Raw genomic sequence first — 22,959 nt, forward strand, 5'->3', positions numbered from 1 at the left:
ATAAAGCAGGCAACACCACTACGCTACCACCACAAACCATCACGGTGGATACCAGCGCCGAAGCGGTCAACATCAGTATCATCTCATTTGATAATCGCCTGAATGCCGTGGAAGCAGGACAGCCGCTAACCATTGATGGCACGACGGCCAACGTTGCTGCGGGTCAAACGGTTACCATCACATTGAACGGAAAGCCCTACACCGCAACAACGGGGGCAGACGGCAAATGGTCTGTGGACATCCCTAGCGCCGACCTGCTTGCTCTGACGGATGGCAGCAACACCATTACTGCCAGCGTGCAAGGGATAAGCGGAGAAACCGTCACCGTCGACCACACGCTGGATGTACACATCAATACCCTTCCGTCCATTACGCTGACGCCGCCTTTCACCGACGGCGTATTAAACGGAGCAGAGGCAGCGCAGGATCAGGTCATCAGCGGGGAAACCGGAATTAGCGGCAGGGGCCAGACCGTCAGCCTGACGATCGGCGGGTATTATGTTACCGGAACGGTGGATGCCAACGGGCACTGGACGGTCACGATCCCTAAAGACGTGCTGCAAAACCTGCCATCGGATAACGTTAGCGTATTGGAAATTGTTGTTCGCGATATTGCAGGCAACGAAACCACGGTGACGCAAAACATCAACGTGGATACAACCCCACCCACACTAACCGTCTCCGCCATCGCTCAAGACAATATCCTCAACGGCGCAGAACTGGCAGTCGATCAGATCGTCAGCGGAACGGCATCGCTTAGCGAAGCAGGTCGTACAGTCACCGTTACACTGAATACCAAACCTTACACCGCTACCGTCGGTAGCGACGGGAACTGGAGCGTCACACTGCCAACGGCAGATTTAGTGGCTATCGCTGACGGTAACCAGAGTCTGACCGTTACGCTGACGGATGCCGCGGGCAACACCACAACGGTTACCCGTCCGCTCACCATTGATAGCGGCGCAACCACAGCCCCAACCATCACCATCAATAACTTCGCAGACGATAACGTTATTGATGGTGCGGAAGCCAAAGTCAGCCAGCAGTTAAGCGGAACGACAGCTAACGTAGAGGCTGGGCAAGTTGTCACCATTAGCCTGAATGGAAAAACCTATCTTGCTACCGTGCAATCCGGCGGTGTCTGGAGCATCAATGTTTCAACGGCGGATATAGCACTACTGGCAGACGGTGCACACAGTATTAGCGTTAGTGTGAATAACAAAGCAGGCAACGGAGCGAGCGGAAGCCGGGATATCAACGTAGATAAGTCTGGCGACAGTATCGCGATCAACATCGTCGCCAGTGACAACCTGTTAAGCCGAGCAGAATCCCTTCAACCGCTGGCGATCAGCGGTAATACCGCCAATGTTCCTGCGGGGCAGACAGTTACCGTTACGCTGAACGGGAAAAATTACACCACCACCGTTGCAGCAGATGGCAGTTGGACATTGCAAATCCCCAGTGCCGATCTCCAGCTTCTGTCAGACGGCAATGCTACCGTAACCGCTAGCGTAAATGCGGCGGGAGGCGGTGCTGTAACGGACGCTCACACTCTCGGCGTCCACATTCATACTCTGCCTCAACCGACGATCGATACCCCGTTCGGCAATGGATCCTTGAACGGCGCAGAGGCGTTGGTCAGCCAGACGATTACCGGCCACACCGGCATCAGCGGCGCGGGCCAGAGTGTCATCTTGTCTCTCGGCGGTAAGTCTTATACAGGAACGGTTGATACGGCAGGCAACTGGAAAGTCACCGTCCCTGCGGCCGATCTCCAGCAGTTGCCAGAAGGTGATAACACGCTGTTGGTGACGGCACAGGATGCCGCGGGCAATCAGGCTGGCCATACGTTTGTCAGCCATACCGATTTCACCGCCCCGACCCTGACCATCGGCACCATTGCGGGCGACGACACCATCAATCTGGTCGAATCACAAAACAACCAGACCGTCAACGGCACCGCGTCAATCAGCGAAGCAGGTCGCACCGTCGTTATCACTTTCGATGGGCAGTTCTATACCGGCGTTGTTGCGGCCAATGGCAACTGGAGCATCAATTTACCCACCGCCGCCCTGCGCGGCATGACCGATGGCAGCTACACGCTATCCGCTTCGCTAACCGATGCTGTCGGGAATACCGCCAGCGTCGAGAAGTCCGTTACGCTGAGTGCCGACCCTGCGTTCCAGCCAACGATCTTCGTTAATGCTTTTGTTGATGAAAATAACCTTATCAGCGCGGCGGATCTCAAAGTCAGCCAGTGGCTGACGGGCACCAGTTCGAATGTGGAAACAGGTCAGGTCGCCACCATTCTCCTTAACAAAAAATTCTACTTTGCTACCATCCAGAGTGGTGGCAATTGGGGTGTAGAAATTCCGGCTGAGCATATGGCTGAACTCAGCGAAGGAATGGTAGCTATCTCTGCCCAGATTGCCGATCTGGCAGGGAACACCGGGAATCATGAAATATGGTCTTCTATCGACACCAGCAGTGACAGTATCTCTATCAGTATTGTCGCAATTGATAACCAGATTAATCGCCTCGAAGCATCACAGCCGCTGACCATTTCGGGTTCGACGGTCAACGTCACCCCGGGAGAAAGCGTTACCGTTACGCTCAATGGCAAGACCTATACAGGCACGATTGCCGCGAACGGCAGTTGGAGCATCACGATCGGCAGTAGCGATATGCTCGCGTTACCGGATGGCACAGCAACCATTACCGCCAGCGTCGCCAACCCCGGCGATATCCCAGTGACCGCCAGCCGCAACATTGATATCCATATTAATAACCTACCACAGCCCACGATCGACCAGCCTTTCGGCGACGGAATACTTAACATCATCGAATCGACCAGCGGGCAGAACCTGACAGGGAAAACTGGCATCAGCGGAGGGGGCCAAAGCGTCATTGTCACGCTTAACGGCAAAACCTATACAGCAACCGTGGATAATCAGGGTAACTGGATCGCAGCACTTCCCGCCTCAGACCTACAATCCCTGTTAACCGGCGTGCAAACCATCCGTGTAGAAGCGACCGATACCGCAGGCAACAGCATACAGAGCACTCGCGATGTTACCGTCGACATGGCTCGCCCTATTCTGACGCTGAAACCGCTGACCAGCGACGGTATCATCAATGCGGCCGAAAGTTTGAACGATCAGCTGATCTCCGGTCATGCGCTACAAATGGATGCCGGACGCACCGTCATTGTCACCGTCAACAATAAAAATTATCAGGCACAAATTCAGGCTGATGGGAGCTGGAGTACCACTATCCCTGCAGCCGATCTCCAGGCGTTAGCTGACGGCAATTACACGGTTACGGCGACATTGACCGGGGCATCGGGTAACAGCACCACCAGCACGGGGTCATTAACGCTGGATGCTAGCCCTGCGAACCAGCCTCTTCTCACCGTCAATGCTATCGCGCTCAATAACATCATCGACGGTGGTGAAATCAACGTTTCACAAATCATCAGCGGCAGCAGCCTGAATGTCGAAGCTGGGCAGCGCGTTACCGTTACACTCGGCGACAATACCTACACCACAACCGTTGACAGCAACGGCCAATGGCGCGTCAGCGTACCCTCTGTCGATCTCCTTCATCTGGCACAAGGCACACATACCGTCACGATCGGCGTCAACGACGTCAGCGGTAATCCGGCAACACTCAGCCAGACGATTACCGTGAATACCGCCCTGAGCGGTATCGCCATCGATACCGTCGCAGGCGATGACAAACTGAATCAAACCGAAGCCGCGCAAGATCTGACCATCAACGGCAGCAGCCAGAACGTGGCTACGGGCACCGCCGTCACAATCATGTTAAACGGGAAAAGCTACGGTGGGGTTATACAGCCGAACGGTTCCTGGAGCATCACCGTGTCTGCGGCAGATGTCAGCACGCTGGCCGACGGTTCGTCAACGTTAACAGTCACCACGGTAGACAGTACGGGGAATGTATTAAGCGGCAGCCGTACCATTGACGTGTTTACCCACAGTAACCCAATACTGACGCTGAACACGCCGTTCAGCGACGGCATCCTCAATGCCGCAGAGGCTGGCGTTATCCAGACGCTCAGCGGCACAACCGGTATCGCCTCACCAGGGCAAATCGTCACCGCTACACTAGGCGGTGTGACTTACACAGGGATCGTTGATACGGCAGGCAACTGGATGATTTCTCTGCCTGTGAATGGCCTGCAAAATCTGCCAAATGGTGCAACAACATTGCAGGTTAGCGTCAGCGACGCAGCCGGAAACAGCAATACCCTAACCAGCAATGTTACCGTGGCTCGTACGCCGCCTACGTTGACAGCGGCCAACTTTGCTACCGACAACGTACTGAACAGCACCGAGGTGCTGAGTAATCAGTTGCTCACGGGTACCGCCTCGCCGTCAAGCGCTGGACAAACCGTCACCGCGACGCTGAATGGCAAAACCTACAGCGGCACCGTCGGTAGTGATGGCACCTGGAGCATCAGCATTCCATCAGCCGATCTGAGCAGCTTGTCCGATGGCAGTTACAGCATCGTGACTCGTCTGACCGATGCCGCAGGCAATACCACCACCACCACGCAGACCATTGGTGTCGATGCCAGCCCGTTAAACGCACCGGTCATCATGGTGGGTACTTTCGCCAGTAACAACATTATTGACGGTGCGGAAGCACGAGTCAGTCAGGTACTCAGCGGCACCAGTAGGAATGTTGAGCAAGGCCAGACGGTGACGATTGTCTTCAATGGCAAACCCTATACTGCCGTGGTTCTGTCAAACGGGAGCTGGAGCACCACAATCTCGGATACCGATATGGCGCTGCTGGTTAATGGCAGCCAGACCATTACCGTTAGCGTGAGTGATGTCTCCGGCAATACCGCGACATCCAGCAGTACCGTCACGGTCAATACGAATGCAAGTGGTCTGTCTATTGCGCCAATAACCGGGGATAACCAGCTGAATGCGCTGGAGGCGGCAAACGGTATTACGATTAACGGTAGTGCCGTCAACGTAGCACCGGGAACGAATGTCAACATCATACTCAACGGGAAAACCTACACCGTACAGGTGCAGCCAGACGGTACCTGGAGCGCCATGGTTCAATCCGGCGATCTGCAACTGCTGGGTGATGGCGTCATCGCAGTTCATGTGACCGCCGTCGATCAGGCTGGCAATGCCCTATCGAGTACGCAGCAGTTAGGCGTCAGCATCAATAACCCACCGGTAGCGTCGTTGAATATGCCATTCAGCAACGGTTACCTGAATGCCAATGACGCACTGTCTGGGCAAACGCTCTCTGGTAGCACAGGCCTTCATGGATCCGGGCAAACCGTCAGTGTCACGGTTGGCACCACGGTCTATTCCGGTACGGTTGACAGCAGCGGCAACTGGATCCTTCAACTGCCATCGTCCGCTCTGACTGGGCTGGCAGACGGCCTACTCAATATTTCCGTTACCGTCAGCGATGCGGCAGGTAATACCTCCACCGTTCAAGGAGGCGCATCTGTTGATTTGACCCCACCGGTGCTGACCATCAACCCGATTGGCATCGACGATATCATCAACATCGCAGAAAGCCTGCTGCCGCTGCAAATCAGTGGTACGTCTCCCATCAACGACAGCGGTCGCCCCATCATTGTCAACGTCATCATCAATGGGCAGATCTATCAAGGGCTGGCACAAGCCGATGGCACCTGGAGCGTCACCGTGCCTGCTGGCGACTTGCAAAACATGCCAAACGGCATCACGGCCATCACCGCCACCTTGACCGATGCCGCAGGCAATACCGGCACGGTCAGCCATACAATTACGCTGGATACCGACCCAGCTAAAGCACCGACTCTGACAATAGCCACACTGTCTAACGATGATTATCTCAATCTGGCAGAGTCGGGACTGCCATTGACACTCTCCGGCAGCAGCCAGAATGTAGAGCAGGGCCAGCAGGTCACCCTTGTCCTCAACAATCAGACCTGCTTTGCCACCGTGGGTGCAGATGGCAGTTGGAGTGTTCAGGTTCCAGCCACGGATGTCGGCAATTTGCCTGATGGTAAGCAAACCGTGAGTGCCAGCGTGACCGACGTAAGCGGCAACCCCGGTTCAGCTACCCACGCGATTACCGTCATCACCGATGCCGCCAACCTGCCGAGCATCACCATTGCGACGCTGTCAGGCGATGACATCATCAGCGCGCAGAATAGCCAATCTGACTTGCTCATCTCGGGCTCAACGACGAATGTTCAGACGGGACAGCGTGTGACGGTGATGTTGAATAACAAAACCTACATGGCTACCGTTGGCGCTGACGGCAGTTGGAGCACCACGGTTCCCGCCAGCGATGTTCAAAATCTGCCACAGGGTAACCAAGACGTCACCGCGGCGGTGAATGACATCGCGCAGAATCCTGCCACGGCGACCCATCCGTTTACGGTCGATACCATCCCACCGCTGCTGTCCATCGACATGCTGGCCGATACCAGCGATATCGGTCTGGCAGACGCGCTAGCCGGATTACCGCTGAGCGGCAAGGCCGAAGCGGGTCTCCAGGTCACTATCAAAGTCGGTGTGGCTGTCTATAGTACCGTTGCTGACAGTAACTGTATCTGGCAGATCGCCATTGCAGCGGCCGATCTGTTGGCGTTGGGTGATGGCGTGAAAACGCTAGCAGCCAGCGTGACGGATGGTGCAGGCAATGCCAGCGCGACCAGCATTGATATTACGTTGAAAACGCAGTCGCTCCCGACGCTGACGCTGGATTCGCTCTATGACAACAATGTTCTGACTGTCGCAGAACTGGCGACAGCAACGACGATTGGCGGCAGTTACACCAATCTGCCCGTTGGGACAACCATTCAGGTCACGATAGGAACTTACACCACGACGGGCGTGACGCTCGCGGGCGGCCTGTGGAGCGCCACCATTCCGGCCAATGCGCTTAGCATTCTGGCAGATGGCAACATGCAGGTCAGCGTGACGGTAACAGACAGTGCAGGCAATACCGGCAGTGCGAGCGGCGCATTGGATGTCGTCATCAACACCAATTTCGCGGTCAGTATCGCTACCCCGTTTGTTGATGGCGTGCTCAATCAGGCAGAAAGCACGGTCGATCAGCTGCTGACGGGGACAACGGGGTTCATCGATCCAGGCCAGAGCGTGTCGATTTCGGTAACCAACGGTACGATCACCACCACCTACAACGCGACCGTAGCGGCAAACGGCCAGTGGAGTGTGACGCTGCCCGCCGCCGATCTCGCTGCATTGGGTGATGGGACACACGCCATCAGCGTGACCGCCACGGACCATGCCGGCAATACTGGCTCAGGCAGCGGAACCTTCACCAGCGTCATTGTCGGTGTTCCCGTTGCGTCGCTGGATACTCCGTTCGGTGATGGCAAACTGAGTCTGGCTGATGCGCAGCCGGGCGCGATACTATCCGGACAAACAGGGCTAACCAGCAACGTGGGGCAAACCGTGTCGGTCAGCATTAACGGCACAAGCCTTCCCGCCACGGTGAATGCCAATGGCAGTTGGTCATTATCGCTGGATCGCCAGACGCTGATTGACCTGCCGGATGGCACGGTGAATTTCACCGTCATCGTGACTGACGCGGCGGGCAACACCAGCACCACAACAGCCACAGCAAGCGTGCTGACCACCACCCTGCCTGCGGCCACATTGGATCTACCGTTTGGCGACGGCATCCTGAACGCCACTGAAATTCAGGCCATCCAGACATTAACCGGTAAAACCGGTATTACCAGCGCGGGTCAGGAAGTCATCGTGACGGTGACCAATAAAACCACGCTGGCAGAAACCACCTTTACCGCCACCGCAGACGGGTTAGGCGGCTGGTCCAGAGATCTGAGCCCTGCCGATTTGGCGATCTTTACCGAAGGCAACTACAGCATTAGCGTCAAGGTCACCGACTGGGTGGGCAATACCAACACCAGCACTTCGCTCGATGTGAGTTCAGCGCAGACGCTGCCAGCCCCCCTTATCGACGTGGTGCCGTTTGGCATAGATGGCATCCTGAGCAGCGCCGAAGCCGCATCTGCACTGACCTTCTCGGGTCGCACGCAGATTGGCGGCAACGGGCAAGGTGTAAAACTGGAGATCGACCTCAACGGCATCCGCTACACCGCGACGGTAGACAACGCGGGCAACTGGTCGGTTACACTGCCGCCTAATGCCTTGAACTCACTGGTCGACGGCCAGCATACCATCACGGTGACAGCCGTCGATGCCGCTGGCAACGTGGGCTCCGCACCGATTTCCTTTACCAGCGATCTCACCCCACCGGCCATTACGCTGAATACGCCGTTTGACGATGGTTATCTGAATATTGTCGAAGCCGCAACGTTGGCGGGCAGGACATTAAGCGGCAACGCCGGTGACGCAGTGAGTGTGAACGTCACATTTGGAGGGCAGCCGCTTGTCGTACAGCTTAGCGGGGGAATATGGACCGCAACGCTAACGCCAGCTCAGCTTTCCCTGCTTGCTGACGGCACCCACAATATCAGCATTACGGCAACGGACAGTCTGGGTAACAGTAGTACGTTGAATTCTCAGGCAATCCTTGCCGTACAAGCCGCCCCGACGGTCTCTATTACCGCCTTTGCGGGTCTGAATGGCCTTGATTATGTCGAAAGCCGCACCACGCAGGCGGTCAGCGGGACATCAACCGGTTTGGAAGTCGGGCAAAATGTCACCGTCAGGCTGAATGGCAATGACTATACGACGAAAGTGCTCACCGGCGGGATCTGGAGCGTTAACATCCCGTCTTCGGCGCTCATTGCGCTGTCCAATACACAGCACGCCCTTTCCGTCAGCGCGGAAGACCGAGCCGGAAACCCAACGACACCGGCCAGCGTTAACTTTAACGTCAACCTGACGCCACCGCCGACGGTGATGACCATTGACCCAATTTCGACCGACAACATCATCAACGCCGCAGAGATAGGCGGCAACATCACGATCTCTGGGCGCTCTATCGGTCCTTCGTCAGCGATGTCACTCATACAAGTTTCGATTAACGGAGTGGCACTTCAGACCCCTCCTTTCATTGTCACCGACATCAACGGTAACTGGAGCACAACTATTTCAGCTCTGCCAGCCTTTGCTGGTCAGGGGTCTATTAGCGTAACGGCCACATCAAATGACGCTACCCTGACAACATCCGTTATCGTGGACACCATTGCCCCAGAATTAAACATCGCTTCCTTTGCATCAAACAATGTGCTCAATGCAACGGAAACCACGACAGAGCAGGCGATTACGGGTACCGCCTCAGTCGCAGATGCCGGGCAAATTGTCTCGATTAGCCTGAATGGGAAAACCTACAGCGCGCAGGTTTCCGTGACAGGAACCTGGAGTGTCAATGTGCCGGCCGCCGATCTGGCGTTGCTCGCGGATGGCAGCCACACCATCACGGCGACCCTCACCGATAAAGCGGGCAATACCACCACCGATACGCAGGCTGTTACCGTCGATACCGCCATCCCGCTGCTCGGCGTCACGCTGTTTGATGACAACATTCTGACGCTGGCAGAGGCGCTGGCAGGCGGAGCGATTACCGGGACGGGCGAAATAGGTGCCACCGTGACGCTCACCGCAGGGCCGTTAACCGGCACCACCACTGTCGGCCCTGACGGCAACTGGAGTATCCCAGTGCTGTCCGCCGATCTGCAAAGCCTGACAGACGGGGTACAGGTCATCGGCGTCACGCTGACGGATACCGCCGGCAACACGGCACACCTTGATGCCACACTGGACGTCGCCCTGAACCAAACGCTCGGCGCAGGCATTAATGATATCTTCGGTAACGACGGTATCCTCAATCTGGCCGAATCACTGGTCACACAGGTCATCAGCGGTAACGCAACCGGCAACTATCTGGGCGCGAAAGTACAGGTCACCGTGTTAGGCTCAATGGTGGAAGGCACCGTCGGGGCCAACGGAGCCTGGAGCATCGCCCTTCCCCCGAACCTGTTCACAAGCCTGAGCAATGGTCTGCTGGCGGTTAACGTCGACATCATCGATTCACACGGCAACGTGAAGAATCAACTGGTCAACATTGACGTGTTGAAATCGCTGCCGGTCATTAACTCCGTTGTGGCCTTCACGGACGGCGCGCTGAATGCGGCTGATGTCGCGACCAGCCAGATTATCAGCGGCGTGGTCAGCAATGTGAATATCGCCGCTGGCGCAACGGTCGCCGTGACGTTGGGCACCAAGGTTTACACTGGAATTACCGTCGGTGCCGGTGGGACCTGGAGCTTATCCGTCCCTGCCCTCGACTTGCAGGCCTTACAAGATGGCACGCTGGCGCTGGGCGTCGCGGTCACCGATCACGCAGGCAATACCGCCAGCCAGATCGTCAACGTTCCAACCATCATCAGGAATCTGCCGAGCATTACGCTCAACCCAGCCTTTGGTGATAGCGTGCTCAATCTGGCCGATCTGCTGGTCAACCAATCCCTCAGCGGCACCGCCACGGGTCTGGTTGGCAGAACCATTACGCTCAGCGTCTCAGGCTCACAAATAGCGACAGCCGTCGTCGGGGCAGATGGCAAATGGAGTGTCGCAGTCACCCCTAGCGTATTGGGTATTCTGCAAGGGTTGGGCAACGGTGATTTCACCGTGGCTGCAACTGCAACAGATACCGTGGGCAATAGCGCCAACGGTAGTGCAGGTATCAAGTTCGATTTCACACAGCCTGTGATTACGCTGAACCCGGTGTTTGGCGGCGATGGCTTCCTCAATGCCGCAGAAGCCGTGGTGGCACAAACAATCGGTGGCGTGGTTACCAATGCAGGTGTGGGATCGCAAGTTACCGTTACCCTTGGCAGCAAAACGTTCCTGTCTACCGTCGGGGCGGGTGGCGTATTCAGCCTGACGCTGCAACCGTCCGATCTTAGCGCACTGGCAGATGGCAGCGCGACGCTTGGCGTGTCCGTCACCAATACCTCCGGCAACATTGGCACAGTCAATAGCGCCATCAACATTATTGCCAAAAACTTGCCGATAATTAGTCTTGGTTCGCTGTTTGGCGGTGATGGTTTCCTCAATGTCGCAGAGGCGGCGCTGACGCAGACGATCAGCGGCACTACCACCAACGCGATAGCAGGATCGTCGGTGGTGATACGCATCGGTACCCTGACATTGAACGCCACCGTCGGCAGCGATGGCACCTGGAGCACCAGCGTAACGCCGCTGCAATTGTCCGGTCTGACCAACGGCAACCTCACCGTCAGCGCGACAGTGACCGATCCGGCAGGCAACAGCAATGGCATCAGCACTGGCCTTAATATTGCCATACTGCCGCCAACCATCACGCTTAATACGCTGTTCAACAATGGCGTACTGGATCTCACCAGCCTGCTGAGCGCACAAACTATCAGCGGGACAACGACCAATGTGGCAGCGGGTACCGCCCTCAATGTCACATTGGGAAGCAAAACCTACACCACAACGGTCGGTGCAAACGGCAGTTGGAGCCTGCCGGTTCCTAACCTCGATCTGAAAGCCCTCACCGATGGTGTCAATAACATCGGCGTCCGCCTGGTGGATGCTGCGGGTAACGTGGGCGAAAGAACCGGCTCTCTGAGCGTGGCGATTAATGCACAGCCAACGCTGACCATCAACCCGCTCTTTGGCGGTGATGGTTTGCTGAATGCGGTCGAAGCGGCTGCGGGTCAGCTCATCAGCGGCACCAGTACCAATGCGATAGGTTCCACTATCCAGATCTCGCTGGGTACCAAGACGTATTCTGCCGTGGTGCAAAACAACGGGACCTGGTCCGTCAGCCTGCCATCACTCGATCTCAATAGTTTGACGGACGGAACGCTCTCTCTCAGCGCGTCGTTGACCAACTCAGCAGGAAAAACGACCAGCGCGGGTGCCTCGGTCGGCGTGGGCGTTCACGCGTTGCCAACCATCAACCTCGGTTCCCTGTTTGGCGGAGACGGTTACCTGAATCTGGCTGAAGCTGGCGTGAACCAGATCATCAGCGGAACCACGACCAATGCGGCTGGCGGTAATGTCACGCTGACCGTGGGTGGACTCGTGGTCAGCGCTGCCGTCGCCAGCAACGGCACCTGGAGCATCAGCGTACCGAGCGCCAATCTGCTCAACATTACTGATGGTAATTTATCCGTCGGCGTCAAAGTCACCGATCGCTATGGTAATACCAACAATACGAGCGCCAACGTCATCGTCAAAACTCACCAGCTACCGCAGTTGGGCATTGACGCGGTGGGGTCGCTGATCGGGAATACCGTTGGTCTGTTGGCGAACGGCGTCACCGTCAGCGGGACATCACGCTACGTGCAGCAGGGTGCAAAAGTTAACGTCACGCTGCTTGGTCAAACGCTACAGGGCACTGTCGGTGCTGACGGCAAATGGAGCGCACAGTTCACTAGCTCGTTGTTGGGCATCAACATTTTCAACGTGGCCGCGATTCTTACCGCGCTGCTGGGCACGGCGGTTGAAGCTTCCGTCACCGATCAGGCGGGTAACTTTACTGGGGTGTCCGCCGGACTCACATCCGGTGTCACCCTTGGGTTGCCACTCATGAGCATGATGGCGCTGGATGTCGACGATCACAGTCTTGCTCAGGTGGCCTCGCTGTCCATTGAACAGACCGATAGCGGGGAAAGCACCGATGTGCAAACTCTGCATGTCAGCTCGAAACTAGCGGCAGCTACACTCAGCGATACAACCACCATCGACAATAGCGCCAGCACCGAAGTGGATGACAGCGTGTATGCCATCGGCGGCGTCGTCATCAGTCTGGCCGACGGCAGTGTGCAAACAGGTACGGATGTCGAAGGCGGCGAAGGGGATGATCTTATTACGCTCTCAACCCTCGACTTTACCCAGATCGATGGGGGCGACGGCATTGATACGCTGGTTCTGGATGGCATCGAACTCAATCTGGATCTCACCGCGTTGGGGCTGAAAATCGACAACGTGGAGATCTTCGATTTAGGCCAAAACGGTACCAACAGCATCACGCTGGATCTCGACCGCGCCCTGAACGTCACCGACCGGCCAGAAGATGATCTTCTGATCCTCGGAGGAGAAGGCAGCAAGGTGAACCTGATCCCAGGTGACGGAGCCTGGAGCACGGTAGAACAGCGCGATATTGACGGTCAGCACTTTGATGTCTACCACCATTCATCGTTGGATAGCGCCAACAGTCTGGGAGATGTACTGGTGCAGCAAGGGCTGCTCGTCAATATGGTGTAACCGTGGGTTTAACCCCACAGCCTCTGACGAGGAGACTGTCTCTTATAAGTTTATGGTGAGGTTTTACTGCTATCCGGCGTAAAAATCATGCATCGGTGGGCATGAGTACCGAGTGAGCGGCATGGATGCCGTGAAAGTCAAACGCGGCACTGGCGGCTCGAAACGTACTCATGAACACCGATGGCACCGCGTAGCGGCATAGAGATATGCCCAAGAAACAGTAGAAACTGCCTCGGTAGCGGCATAAATATGTGTAAAGGAACTAAAACAAAGAGTAATGAAAACAGGGGCAATTGATGCACACACCATTTTTTATCAGGGGCATGTTTTTTCCGCGCAATCGTACTTTTCTGACTAATACACCACGTTATGTGCTGGCGCTTGGGCTGGCCTGCACCAGCCTTCCCTTCTTCTATAGTCCGCCGTCGCTCGCTCAGGCCGTCGCGTTTGACTGGTCCGCCGCACCAACAGAACAACAGGTCGAGAGTCTGGATCTCAAGCAGGCCATTCTCCGCGCGTTCGCACGCAATCCGCAAATCGCCCAGGCCTCAGCACAAATTCGCGTCGGCGACGCCGATCTGCGCGTGGCGCAAAGCGCCTGGTTTCCGCAAATCGGCCTGAGCGGTAACGTCGGCCGGTCAGATCAAAGTGATACCGGCGGCACGATGAGCAACAACTCCACCGCGGGCATCACGCTGAAACAGCTCCTGTACGATTTCGGCAAGACAGGCGGCAGCATTGATGAACAGCACAGCCTGTCAGATGCCTACCGCTACCAGCTCTATGGCATCATGACCACAGTCGGCCAGCAAACCCTACTCACCTACCTGAAAATCAAACGCTATCAGGAACTGAGTCAGGCGGCAGAGCGCAATATCACTTCACTCAGTCTGGTAAAAGATACCGCGACGCTCCGCTCCGAAGCCGGTCTCAGCACGCAATCCGACATCCTGCAGGCGGAAACCCGCATCGCGGGCATGAAGGCGACGCTGGAGCAATACCGTGCGCTGGAGCGCTCCTCGCTGGCACAGCTCAGCGTATTGACCGGTGTTCTCCCTGCCGCCCTGCCCGACCTGCCCCGCGTGCTGCTGCAGCAAAAGATTACGCTCAAGGCGCTTCCCTATCAGCAGAGTAATGCGGTGCTGAGCGCGCAGTCCAAGCAGGAGGCCTCGCGACACCGCATTCGTCAGGCGGAAGCCCAGCACTGGCCTACCGTTGCCGTACAGGCGGGGCGTACCCGCTATGAAACCGATCGGCGTAATTACTGGGACGACCAGCTACAGCTGGTTGTGGAAGCCCCGCTGTATCAGGGCGGTGCCGTCAGCGCACGCGTTGATGCCGCGTCAGGCACGCGCGAAGCCGCGCAGGCTGAGGTCGAAGCAGCGAAGCTGGATATGAACCAGAAAGCGGCAACGGCCTATGCCGACCTCATCGGTGCACAGCAGCGTGAAAAAGCCAGTCAGCAGCAAATCACCAGCGCGACCTATACGCGTAACGTTTATCAGGATGAATACAAGCTCAGCAAACGCAGCCTGAACGACCTGCTCAGTGTCGAACAAGACGTGTTGCAGGCCGAAACCTCGCGCATCGGCGCGTTATACGACGGCTGGGAGGCGGCGGTGAACTATGCCGCGGCCGTCGATAATCTGCTGGATATGCTGGGTATTGAACGTTATCAAGCCAGTGGCGAGACGCTCCCGTCGCTGTAAGCCGGCTTGCCTGCCGGATAAGAACATGCAGGAATGTAAATGACACAAGTCACCAACACTGAGATCTGGATTGCCGCGATGGCGCGCGCCGCCGCCCACTACGGGCAAGTGGTCGATGCCCAGTCGGTACGCCAGCAGATGAGCTGGTATGAACAGCTTCCCATCGCCCGCCAGTTAGAACAGATCAGCCACCTGATGGGGCTAACCATCAGCCTGCGACACGTGGAGAAGATCCGCTGGCGCAACAAAATTCTCCCCGTGCTGGCAGAAACCGATGACGGTGGCGTCATCGTCATCGAATCAGTGAATGACGAGGGGATCGCCACCTACTGGCTGGATGATGGCGGCGACCTTCAGCGAGAAGCGGAACTGACAGAGCTCATCAAACACAGTCAGGGCATTATCGTACTGGTCGGCATCGCCGAGCGTGGTCGAGACTCCCGCATCGATGATTTCGTCAAACCGTATCGCAAGCACTGGTTCTGGCAACATTTTCGCGGCGCAAAACGGCAGATCGGTGAAATCTCTCTGGCGTCTATCGTGGGTAACGTTCTCGCACTGGCAGGGATCCTGTTCTCCATGCAGGTGTATGACCGCGTGATTCCGGCGCAGTCGATCCCGACGCTGTGGGTGCTGTTTTTCGGCGTGCTGCTGGCCGCTGCACTCGAATACGCTATCCGGTTGTCGCGCACCGTCGTCTCCGATTTGATGGGCAAAAGCATCGATCTGAACGTGTCAGGGATGCTGTTCGCCCGCGCACTGGCGATAAAAAATGAAGCCCGCCCGAAGTCCACCGGCTCGTTTATTTCGCAACTGCGGGAAATCGATCAGGTGCGTGAACTGCTGACCTCAACGACCGTCGGTGCCGCCGCCGATATGCCGTTTGTCTTTCTGTTTCTCGGCATCATGGCGATGATCGGCGGCCCGTTGGTGTTTATTCCCATGCTGGCAATCCCGCTGATTGTGATCCCCGGCCTGATGCTGCAATGGCCGATGGCAAAGCTCGCCAAGGAAGGGATGCGCGAAAGTGCGTTGCGCAATGCAGTGCTGGTCGAGTCCATTGAAGGGATCGAAGATATCAAAGCCTTGCAGGCGGAACCCTACTTCCAGCGCCAGTGGGAGCAGACGCACGAAGTCAGTGCCTCCATCGGGATGAAGCAACGCGTCTGGGGGGCTCGACTCAGCGGCTGGGCATCAACCGTCCAGCAGTTAACCTATGCTGGCATGCTGGTGTTCGGTAGCTATCTGGTGCTGGCGGGCGATATCACTACCGGTACGCTCGTGGCCTGTAGCCTGCTTTCTTCTCGCACTATCGCCCCGCTCATGCAGCTCACAATGGTTTTTTCGCGCTGGCAGCACGCCAAAACCGCCATGACCGGACTGGACGATCTGCTGCAAAAACCGCTGGATCGGCCGGAAGAGGGAAAAATAGCGCACTGCCCGATCCTTCAGGGCCACTTCCAGCTCCACAATGTCCAATACAGCTACGATCCCGAGCAGGGCGATACGGCTTTACAAATCGTGAAGCTGGACATCAAGCCAGGGGAAAAAGTGGCGCTGCTGGGTAAGGTCGGCGCAGGTAAATCTACCCTGCTCAAGCTGCTCGCCAATCAGGCAACCGCGACACGCGGCAAGGTGATCATTGATGGTGTCGACATCAGCCAGATCGACCCGGCCGATGTCCGCCGCCAGTTGGGTTTCCTGTCACAGGACTCCCGCCTGTTCTTCGGCAGCCTGCGGCAGAACCTGATGCTCGGTAATCCGCATGCCACCGAACAGGAGCTGCTACAGGCACTGCGTATTAGCGGCGCACTCAGCTTGATCCAACAGGACGCCGCCAGTCTGGATCGTATTATTCATGAGGGCGGACGCGGTTTATCCGGCGGGCAGAGACAGATGATCCTGCTTAGCCGAATGCTGTTACGTAATCCTCAGATTGTGCTGCTCGATGAACCCACCGCGTCGATGGACGAGCAGTTGGAAGGCCACGTTATTCACCAGTTAAGCAGTTGGCTCACGGGCCGTACGCTGGTTCTGGTGACGCACCGCCCGGCCCTGCTCAGGTTGGTTGACCGCGTGATCGTTATGGATAGCGGACGCATCGTGGCAGATGGCCCGCGTGACCAGATTTTGAAGGCCGTCAGTAAACCGGCAGATAGCGCACAAAGCGTGGCGTAAGGGGAAACACAATGAGTAGCATCACGATCCATGATGACCTGAAACGCCAGGGTCGACGCGTCTCCGTCATTATCTGGCTCAGCCTGCTGGGGCTGGTCGTGTTTTTTGTCTGGGCCAAATTCGCCGTGCTGGATGAAGTGTCCGTCGGGAGCGGTAAGGTCACCCCGTCGACCCGCGCGCAAGTGATTGAAAGTCTGGATGGCGGGATCATCGGCCAGCTCTATGTGCAGCAGGGTAACGTCGTCGAGAAAGGGCAGGTGTTGGCACAGTTGGACATCAACCGCTTTCAGTCTGTCTACGGCGAAGCGTTCTCGCGCGTACAGACGCTGCGGGCGTCGGCTGAACGTCTGCACGCCGAACTCAGCGGCGCACCGTTAAAATTCAGCGCAGAAACCATGAAGGAGCCTGCGCTGGCCGCGCGGGAACGTCAGCTTTATGAATCGCGTTTGCGCAATCGCGATGAAACGGTCGCCAACCTGCAACAGTCGATGCAGTTGGTGGAGCAGGAGCTGCGGATGACGGAGCCGCTGGTGCAGCGCGGTGCCGCCAGCGCCGTTGAGGTGATTCGATTACGCCGACAAACTACTGAAATACGCGGGAAAATCGATGAAGCACGCAACCAATACGCCGTGCGGGCGCGGGAAGAACAGGTCAAAAACAACGCCGATCTGGAGGCACAGATGGAAGTGGTCAGCGGAAAAGCCGACCAGCTCAAGCGCGCCACCATCACGTCCCCGGTGCGTGGGATTGTGAAAGACATTCAGGTCACCACCGTTGGCGGGGTTCTGCAACCGGGCGGTAAACTGATGGAGATCGTACCGCTGGAAGATCAGTTGCTGATCGAAACGCGCATCAATCCACGCGATATTGCCTATATACGACCGGGTTTGCCTGCCACGGTAAAAATCACCGCCTATGATTCTTCCATCTACGGCAATTTAACGGGGGAAGTCGAAAGCGTGTCGCCCGATACCCTTCAGGACGAAGTTAGGCGCGATCAGTTTTATTATCGCGTCTATGTGCGAACGATGCAGGCGGAACTGACTAACAAGGTGGGTGAGAAATTCCCTATCGTGCCCGGCATGGTCGCCAGCGTAGAGATAAGAACGGGCCAGAAAAGCGTGCTGGATTATCTGATTAAGCCTCTGAACAAGGTCAATGAAGCGCTGCGGGAGCGTTAAGTCAGCACACTCAATGCACGCTGTCATTTTATAAATAACGGTGCTGCGATTGCTGACAAAGTGAGTCGAGCGGTGATAATGGGTAGATCGTAAAGACGCTGCAAGTACCTCCCTGTAAGCTCGAGCCGCGCCATCCCTGGCGCGGACGCTTTACTCTTCTATCCCATTACCCCCGTTCTCGTTCCGTAAATAGGTTTGTCAACGGTCTGAACGCTGTCATGACAAAACAACGAATAATGGAACTACTTCTTAACGTTGACGTTCTTGATTTGCCATGTGCTGTCGCTGGTCAGTTTGACATTCTTCATCGTCACTTCTATCGGCTTTTTAGCATTCTCACCGTTCAGTACCACGACGCCCTTGGTTTCAGATGTCACATCCTTAAACGTGATATCGCTCCAGTCCGGGACATTACTCCCTTCTTTTTTCTCATACACCGTATCAATCACGATCGGTTTCGCCACGTTCTTCATCACGACATTGCTATACCGAACACCGTTGACCACGCCAGCGGCCGATTTATCGCTTTTAATGCGTAAGCCATTGGTGGTGCCGTTCATCTTCAAATCATCGACCGTGACATTATAAACGCCCATGGTTTCGCTACCGATCGACATGCCATGTCCGGTACCAAAGTCATTATGGAGGATGGAGATATTGCGTGTTTCTGCCCGGCCTTTATACGCTTTGATCGCGACGTTATCGTCACCCGTTGAAATATTACTGTAGGCAATAGTGATATTTTTTGACGACATCGGATCAATACCGTCGGTATTTCTGGCGGTGGATGGCGTTTTAATCGTGGTTTTCCACGCGGTGAAACCATCACCATCGCTGAACACGACGTGGAAGTTCGGAGAGTTAATGAGAGAGACGTTATACAGCGTAAAATTCTTGCTCTTATTAATCTGAATCAGCCGAGGGGTATTCTGTTTTAACTTTTTCACTTTGGCATCGGCGGCCAGCTCCCACCAGCTCACCTTTTTATCTTGAAGCTTCACGCCCCCTTGCCCATCAATGGTGCCCGGCCCATAGATTCCGCTATTCGTGGTACTCACGGCGGTAATAAAAGCGTCACAGCCTTTACCGTTTTTATCAACTACACCACAGGATGAAGGCGCGTTCTCAAAAGACTTGGCGTTATTTATAGCTCGCAGGGTCACCCCTTTGTCGATTAATAAGCTGGCGCCTGAAGGTAGGGAGAGCGGACCGCTGAGAAAGACGGAAGAACTTCCCGCGCTCAATCTTACCGCTTTTCCCTGCCCGCAATTATTCAGTGCTTTTTGAATGGCACTGGTGGCCGTGCTGCTATCTGCTTTAAGTACCGTACAAGAAGTCGGTACTTTCGGTTCACTCACCGTTCGCGAATCAGAGGCCCATGCCGAAGCACTGAACAGGCCGATAAGGCCCAGTGATAATGATAAAACGCGTTTGCCTGATTGATATTCCATGTCAAACCTTACTTTATAGATATCCGCAATTTTGTTGTCACTAAAAAAGGAATTACGCTTCCTTCTGGCTTAATAAGAAAAATAAAACGCTTTTATAGAAACTAAAAATTGTCGGACATACACATGTAGATTAATAAAAGTCCATTTACATAAAACCTTGCCTATACCCGTCATACTTCAAGTTGCATGTGCGTTCACTCACCCGAATCACTTACTTATGTAAGCTCATCGGGATTAAATGAGAGACATCCTGTCTCTCGCCGAAGGCCAGCCGTTGGCTGGTCAAATTCGTTCCAGACGAATTTGTCATTCTCTTGCCGCCTGCCAGAAACTCGAATTATTTAGGGTATGTGTTTCTTGGAAAAGACATACGGTTTACGCGTGATTAAATTATCACCAGAAAATTAAATGAAGTATCAACAGAACGTGGAAACAAAACGAATCCCGTCACGTGCATCTGTCGGCGAGTGGTAAGATTTTTCTCTCTTCAGAGATATTCATTTTTCTTATTTTTTAATAAGAACCTTCCGAATATTTATTAATTGATCAAAAAATAATTAAATAAAATATAATAAACAACAAATAAAATTAAATATAAAATAATAACAGACTAAATTAAATAACCTGATTAATCTCAACAATTCCGCCGAATTATTATTCATTTCATATTCTCTACTATATAATCTCCCTCGATGCGCTAGGACTCCCTCTTTATTCCCTAAATAAAGAGAAAAAATATCCGTTTAATTTACAAGGAAAAACACATGTTTAAGTATTTAACACCGATATTTTTATGTACTGCTGCTTTTTCTTTTCAGGCTCAAGCTGATGACACAATGTTAATGCTGCTGAAAAAAGATAATGCTACCTATTTAAGTTGGTCTACCGATGCAGGCAATGTAGTTCGCCAGGATGTGTATCGCAGCACCAGTAATAATCAATCTGGCAGCGAAAAAATCGCAGAACTCAATTCCACCGACAGAACCTTTGCGGATTTAACCGCTAATCCGAAGTCGGAATATTGGTATTGGGTGGATACGGTTAGCGGCAATAATAGCGTCCTGAAATCTAATGCAGCATCAACAGCGCCAGCGCCATTACGTGCAGCGCCGCTGAAAGCAGCTAGTCCAGAATGTAAAGCTGGGGCGGTTATCAAAGATAAAACCGTCGACTGCGGCGGTATTACTCTGGGTCTGAGTTGTAAAGGCGACGGTGACGATCAGCCTCCTGTTATCACGCTGGAAAATGCCACCATCAAGAACCTGCGTATCTCTGAAAAAGGCGGCTCTGACGGTATCCACTGTAAATCAGGTAACTGCCGTATTGAAAACGTGATCTGGGAAGACGTCTGTGAAGATGCAGCAACCAACCTGGGTAAAACCATGACCATCGTCGGCGGTGTTGCCCATAACACCACCAATGGCCCTGGCGGCAAGCCGGACAAAGTGCTGCAACAGAACTCCAAGAACAGTCACACTATCGTACAGGGCAACTTCACCCTGACGGGTCAACACGGCAAACTGTGGCGCTCTTGTGGTGACTGCACCAACAACGGTGGCCCACGTAACCTCACCATCATCAGCGCAACCGTTAACGGCACCATCGACAGCATCGCTGGCGTAAACCGTAACTTTGGTGATGTCGCTGAAATCCGTGATTTGCGTATTAAAAACTACAAAGCAGGTAAACCTAAAATCTGTGAAGAGTTTACTGGTGTAGAAAAAGGCAAAGGCACACCAACAAAACATGACGAGCAGTGGGATACCAAGAACTGCAAAGTCAGCCGTTCAAACGTTAAAGCCCTGTAATTCAGCCAGTAGAACTATATATATACTCTACATAATTCGAGTTGCAGCCAACACATATGCAGCTTGAAGTATGGCGAGTTTACGTTAATGCCCCTCTGGGGTCCTGTGACGCATCAACCCTCAACAGACCGTGCTACAAAGCACGGTCTGTTTCATTTCATTATCCTTGCTGCAATTCAGTAAACCGCGTGCACTTCAGCGCCAGCTCAACACCACGCAGTTCCGCCAGCCCTTTCAACCGCCCAATTGCCGAGTAGCCGGGATTGGTTTTCTTTTTCAGATCGTCCAGCATCTGATGCCCATGATCTGGACGCATAGGGATCGGACGACGATCGCCCGCCTTTTGACGACGCAGCTCTTCCGCCAGAATGGCATTGATGATCGCCACCATGTCCACATCCCCCTGCAAATGCGCCCCTTCGTGGAACGAGTTAGGATTCTCTTCACGACAGGTGGCACGCAGATGGGTGAAATGCACGCGATCGGCAAACGTTTCCAGCATGTTAACCAGATCGTTATCTACCCGCACACCGTAAGAGCCCGTACAGAAGGTAAAGCCGTTATGAAGGCTATCGACCGTCTGCTTTAACCAGCGCATGTCGTCAATCGTTGACATCACGCGCGGTAGCCCAAGAATCGAACGCGGTGGATCATCGGGGTGAATAGCCAGTCGGAGACCCGCGGCTTCAGCCACTGGCACAATTTCGCGGAGGAAATGCGCAAGATGCTCACGCAGTTTGGCATGATCGATACCATCATACTCGGCGAGACGGCCACGGAATTGCTCCAGCGTATAGCCCTCTTCGGACCCCGGCAGACCCGCGATAATATTGCCCGTCAGGCGCGCAATATCCTCTTCGCTCATCGCACGGTAGTAGTCGGCAGCCTGTGCCTGCTCATCCGCCGTGTAATCTTTTTCGGCACCGTTGCGTTGCAGAATATGCAGTTCAAAAGCCGCAAAGGCAATATGATCGAAACGCAGCGCTTTTGAGCCATCCGGCAGCGTATATTCCAGATCGGTTCGCGTCCAGTCCAGCACTGGCATGAAGTTATAGCACACCGTATCAATGCCGCACTGCGCCAGATTGCGCAGCGATTGCTGATAGTTGGCAATATGTTGCTGATAATTCCCTGTCTGAGTCTTTATCTCTTCATGAACCGGTACGCTTTCTACTACCGACCATACCAGCCCTTTCGCCTTCAATTCAGCTTTGCGCTTTTCAATCTCCTCAACGGTCCAAATTTCACCATTGGGAATGTGGTGTAACGCCGTCACCACGCCGGTCGCTCCGGCTTGCCGCACATCATCCAATGAGACAGGATCGTTCGGGCCGTACCAACGCCAAGTTTGTTCCATACCGAGTTACCCTTTTTTTTTGCCAAAAATA

General features: G+C 54.8%; 7 protein-coding genes and 1 pseudogene. 6 read left to right on the forward strand and 2 right to left on the reverse strand.

Annotated elements, in window-relative coordinates; genetic code table 11:
• Positions 1-8: 8 nt before the first annotated feature.
• From A0G03_RS13750 to A0G03_RS13765, 5 genes and pseudogenes are all read left to right on the forward strand, one after another.
• Positions 9-11,984, forward strand: a pseudogene (locus tag A0G03_RS13750) (beta strand repeat-containing protein); the annotation flags it as partial.
• 75 nt (positions 11,985-12,059) lie between these two features.
• Positions 12,060-13,244 carry a hypothetical protein gene (locus A0G03_RS22060; protein WP_341865902.1) on the forward strand — a complete coding sequence of 395 codons (1,185 nt, stop codon included), beginning with the start codon at positions 12,060-12,062 and terminating at the stop codon, positions 13,242-13,244.
• 296 nt (positions 13,245-13,540) lie between these two features.
• Positions 13,541-14,953 (forward strand): TolC family outer membrane protein, encoded by a 1,413-nt coding sequence (locus A0G03_RS13755; RefSeq protein ID WP_048259094.1) that lies wholly within the window; start codon positions 13,541-13,543, stop codon positions 14,951-14,953.
• 39 nt (positions 14,954-14,992) lie between these two features.
• Entirely contained in the window at positions 14,993-17,131 is a 2,139-nt protein-coding gene (locus A0G03_RS13760; RefSeq protein ID WP_048259093.1) for a type I secretion system permease/ATPase, read from the forward strand.
• Positions 17,132-17,142: 11 nt separating this feature from the next.
• On the forward strand, positions 17,143-18,312 hold the full coding sequence (locus A0G03_RS13765) for a beta-barrel domain-containing protein (protein ID WP_048259092.1): 1,170 nt from the start codon (positions 17,143-17,145) through the stop codon (positions 18,310-18,312).
• Positions 18,313-18,554: 242 nt separating this feature from the next.
• On the opposite strand, the gene A0G03_RS13770 is transcribed toward A0G03_RS13765, so the two are convergent.
• Entirely contained in the window at positions 18,555-19,763 is a 1,209-nt protein-coding gene (locus tag A0G03_RS13770) for a glycoside hydrolase family 28 protein (protein ID WP_048259091.1), read from the reverse strand.
• Positions 19,764-20,527: 764 nt separating this feature from the next.
• Between A0G03_RS13770 and pelI the strand changes: the two genes are divergently transcribed.
• Complete coding sequence (gene pelI / locus A0G03_RS13775) at positions 20,528-21,571, forward strand: pectate lyase PelI (protein WP_011092691.1); 1,044 nt, start codon at positions 20,528-20,530, stop codon at positions 21,569-21,571.
• A gap of 160 nt (positions 21,572-21,731) precedes the next feature.
• Here the strand turns inward: pelI and uxuA are convergent, their stop codons facing one another.
• Entirely contained in the window at positions 21,732-22,928 is a 1,197-nt protein-coding gene (gene uxuA, locus A0G03_RS13780; RefSeq protein ID WP_048259090.1) for a mannonate dehydratase, read from the reverse strand.
• Positions 22,929-22,959: the final 31 nt, after the last annotated feature.

The sequence above is a fragment of the Pectobacterium peruviense genome, from assembly GCF_002847345.1.
Classification (GTDB): Bacteria; Pseudomonadota; Gammaproteobacteria; order Enterobacterales; family Enterobacteriaceae; genus Pectobacterium; species Pectobacterium peruviense.

Excerpts from the sequence above, each read along its gene's own strand:
- A0G03_RS13755 (WP_048259094.1), top strand. The coding sequence starts at position 13,541 with ATGCACACACCATTTTTTATCAGGGGCATGTTTTTTCCGCGCAATCGT.
- A0G03_RS13770 (WP_048259091.1), bottom strand. The coding sequence starts at position 19,763 with ATGGAATATCAATCAGGCAAACGCGTTTTATCATTATCACTGGGCCTT.
- pelI (WP_011092691.1), top strand. The coding sequence starts at position 20,528 with ATGTTTAAGTATTTAACACCGATATTTTTATGTACTGCTGCTTTTTCT.
- uxuA (WP_048259090.1), bottom strand. The coding sequence starts at position 22,928 with ATGGAACAAACTTGGCGTTGGTACGGCCCGAACGATCCTGTCTCATTG.
- A0G03_RS13765 (WP_048259092.1), top strand. The coding sequence starts at position 17,143 with ATGAGTAGCATCACGATCCATGATGACCTGAAACGCCAGGGTCGACGC.
- A0G03_RS13760 (WP_048259093.1), top strand. The coding sequence starts at position 14,993 with ATGACACAAGTCACCAACACTGAGATCTGGATTGCCGCGATGGCGCGC.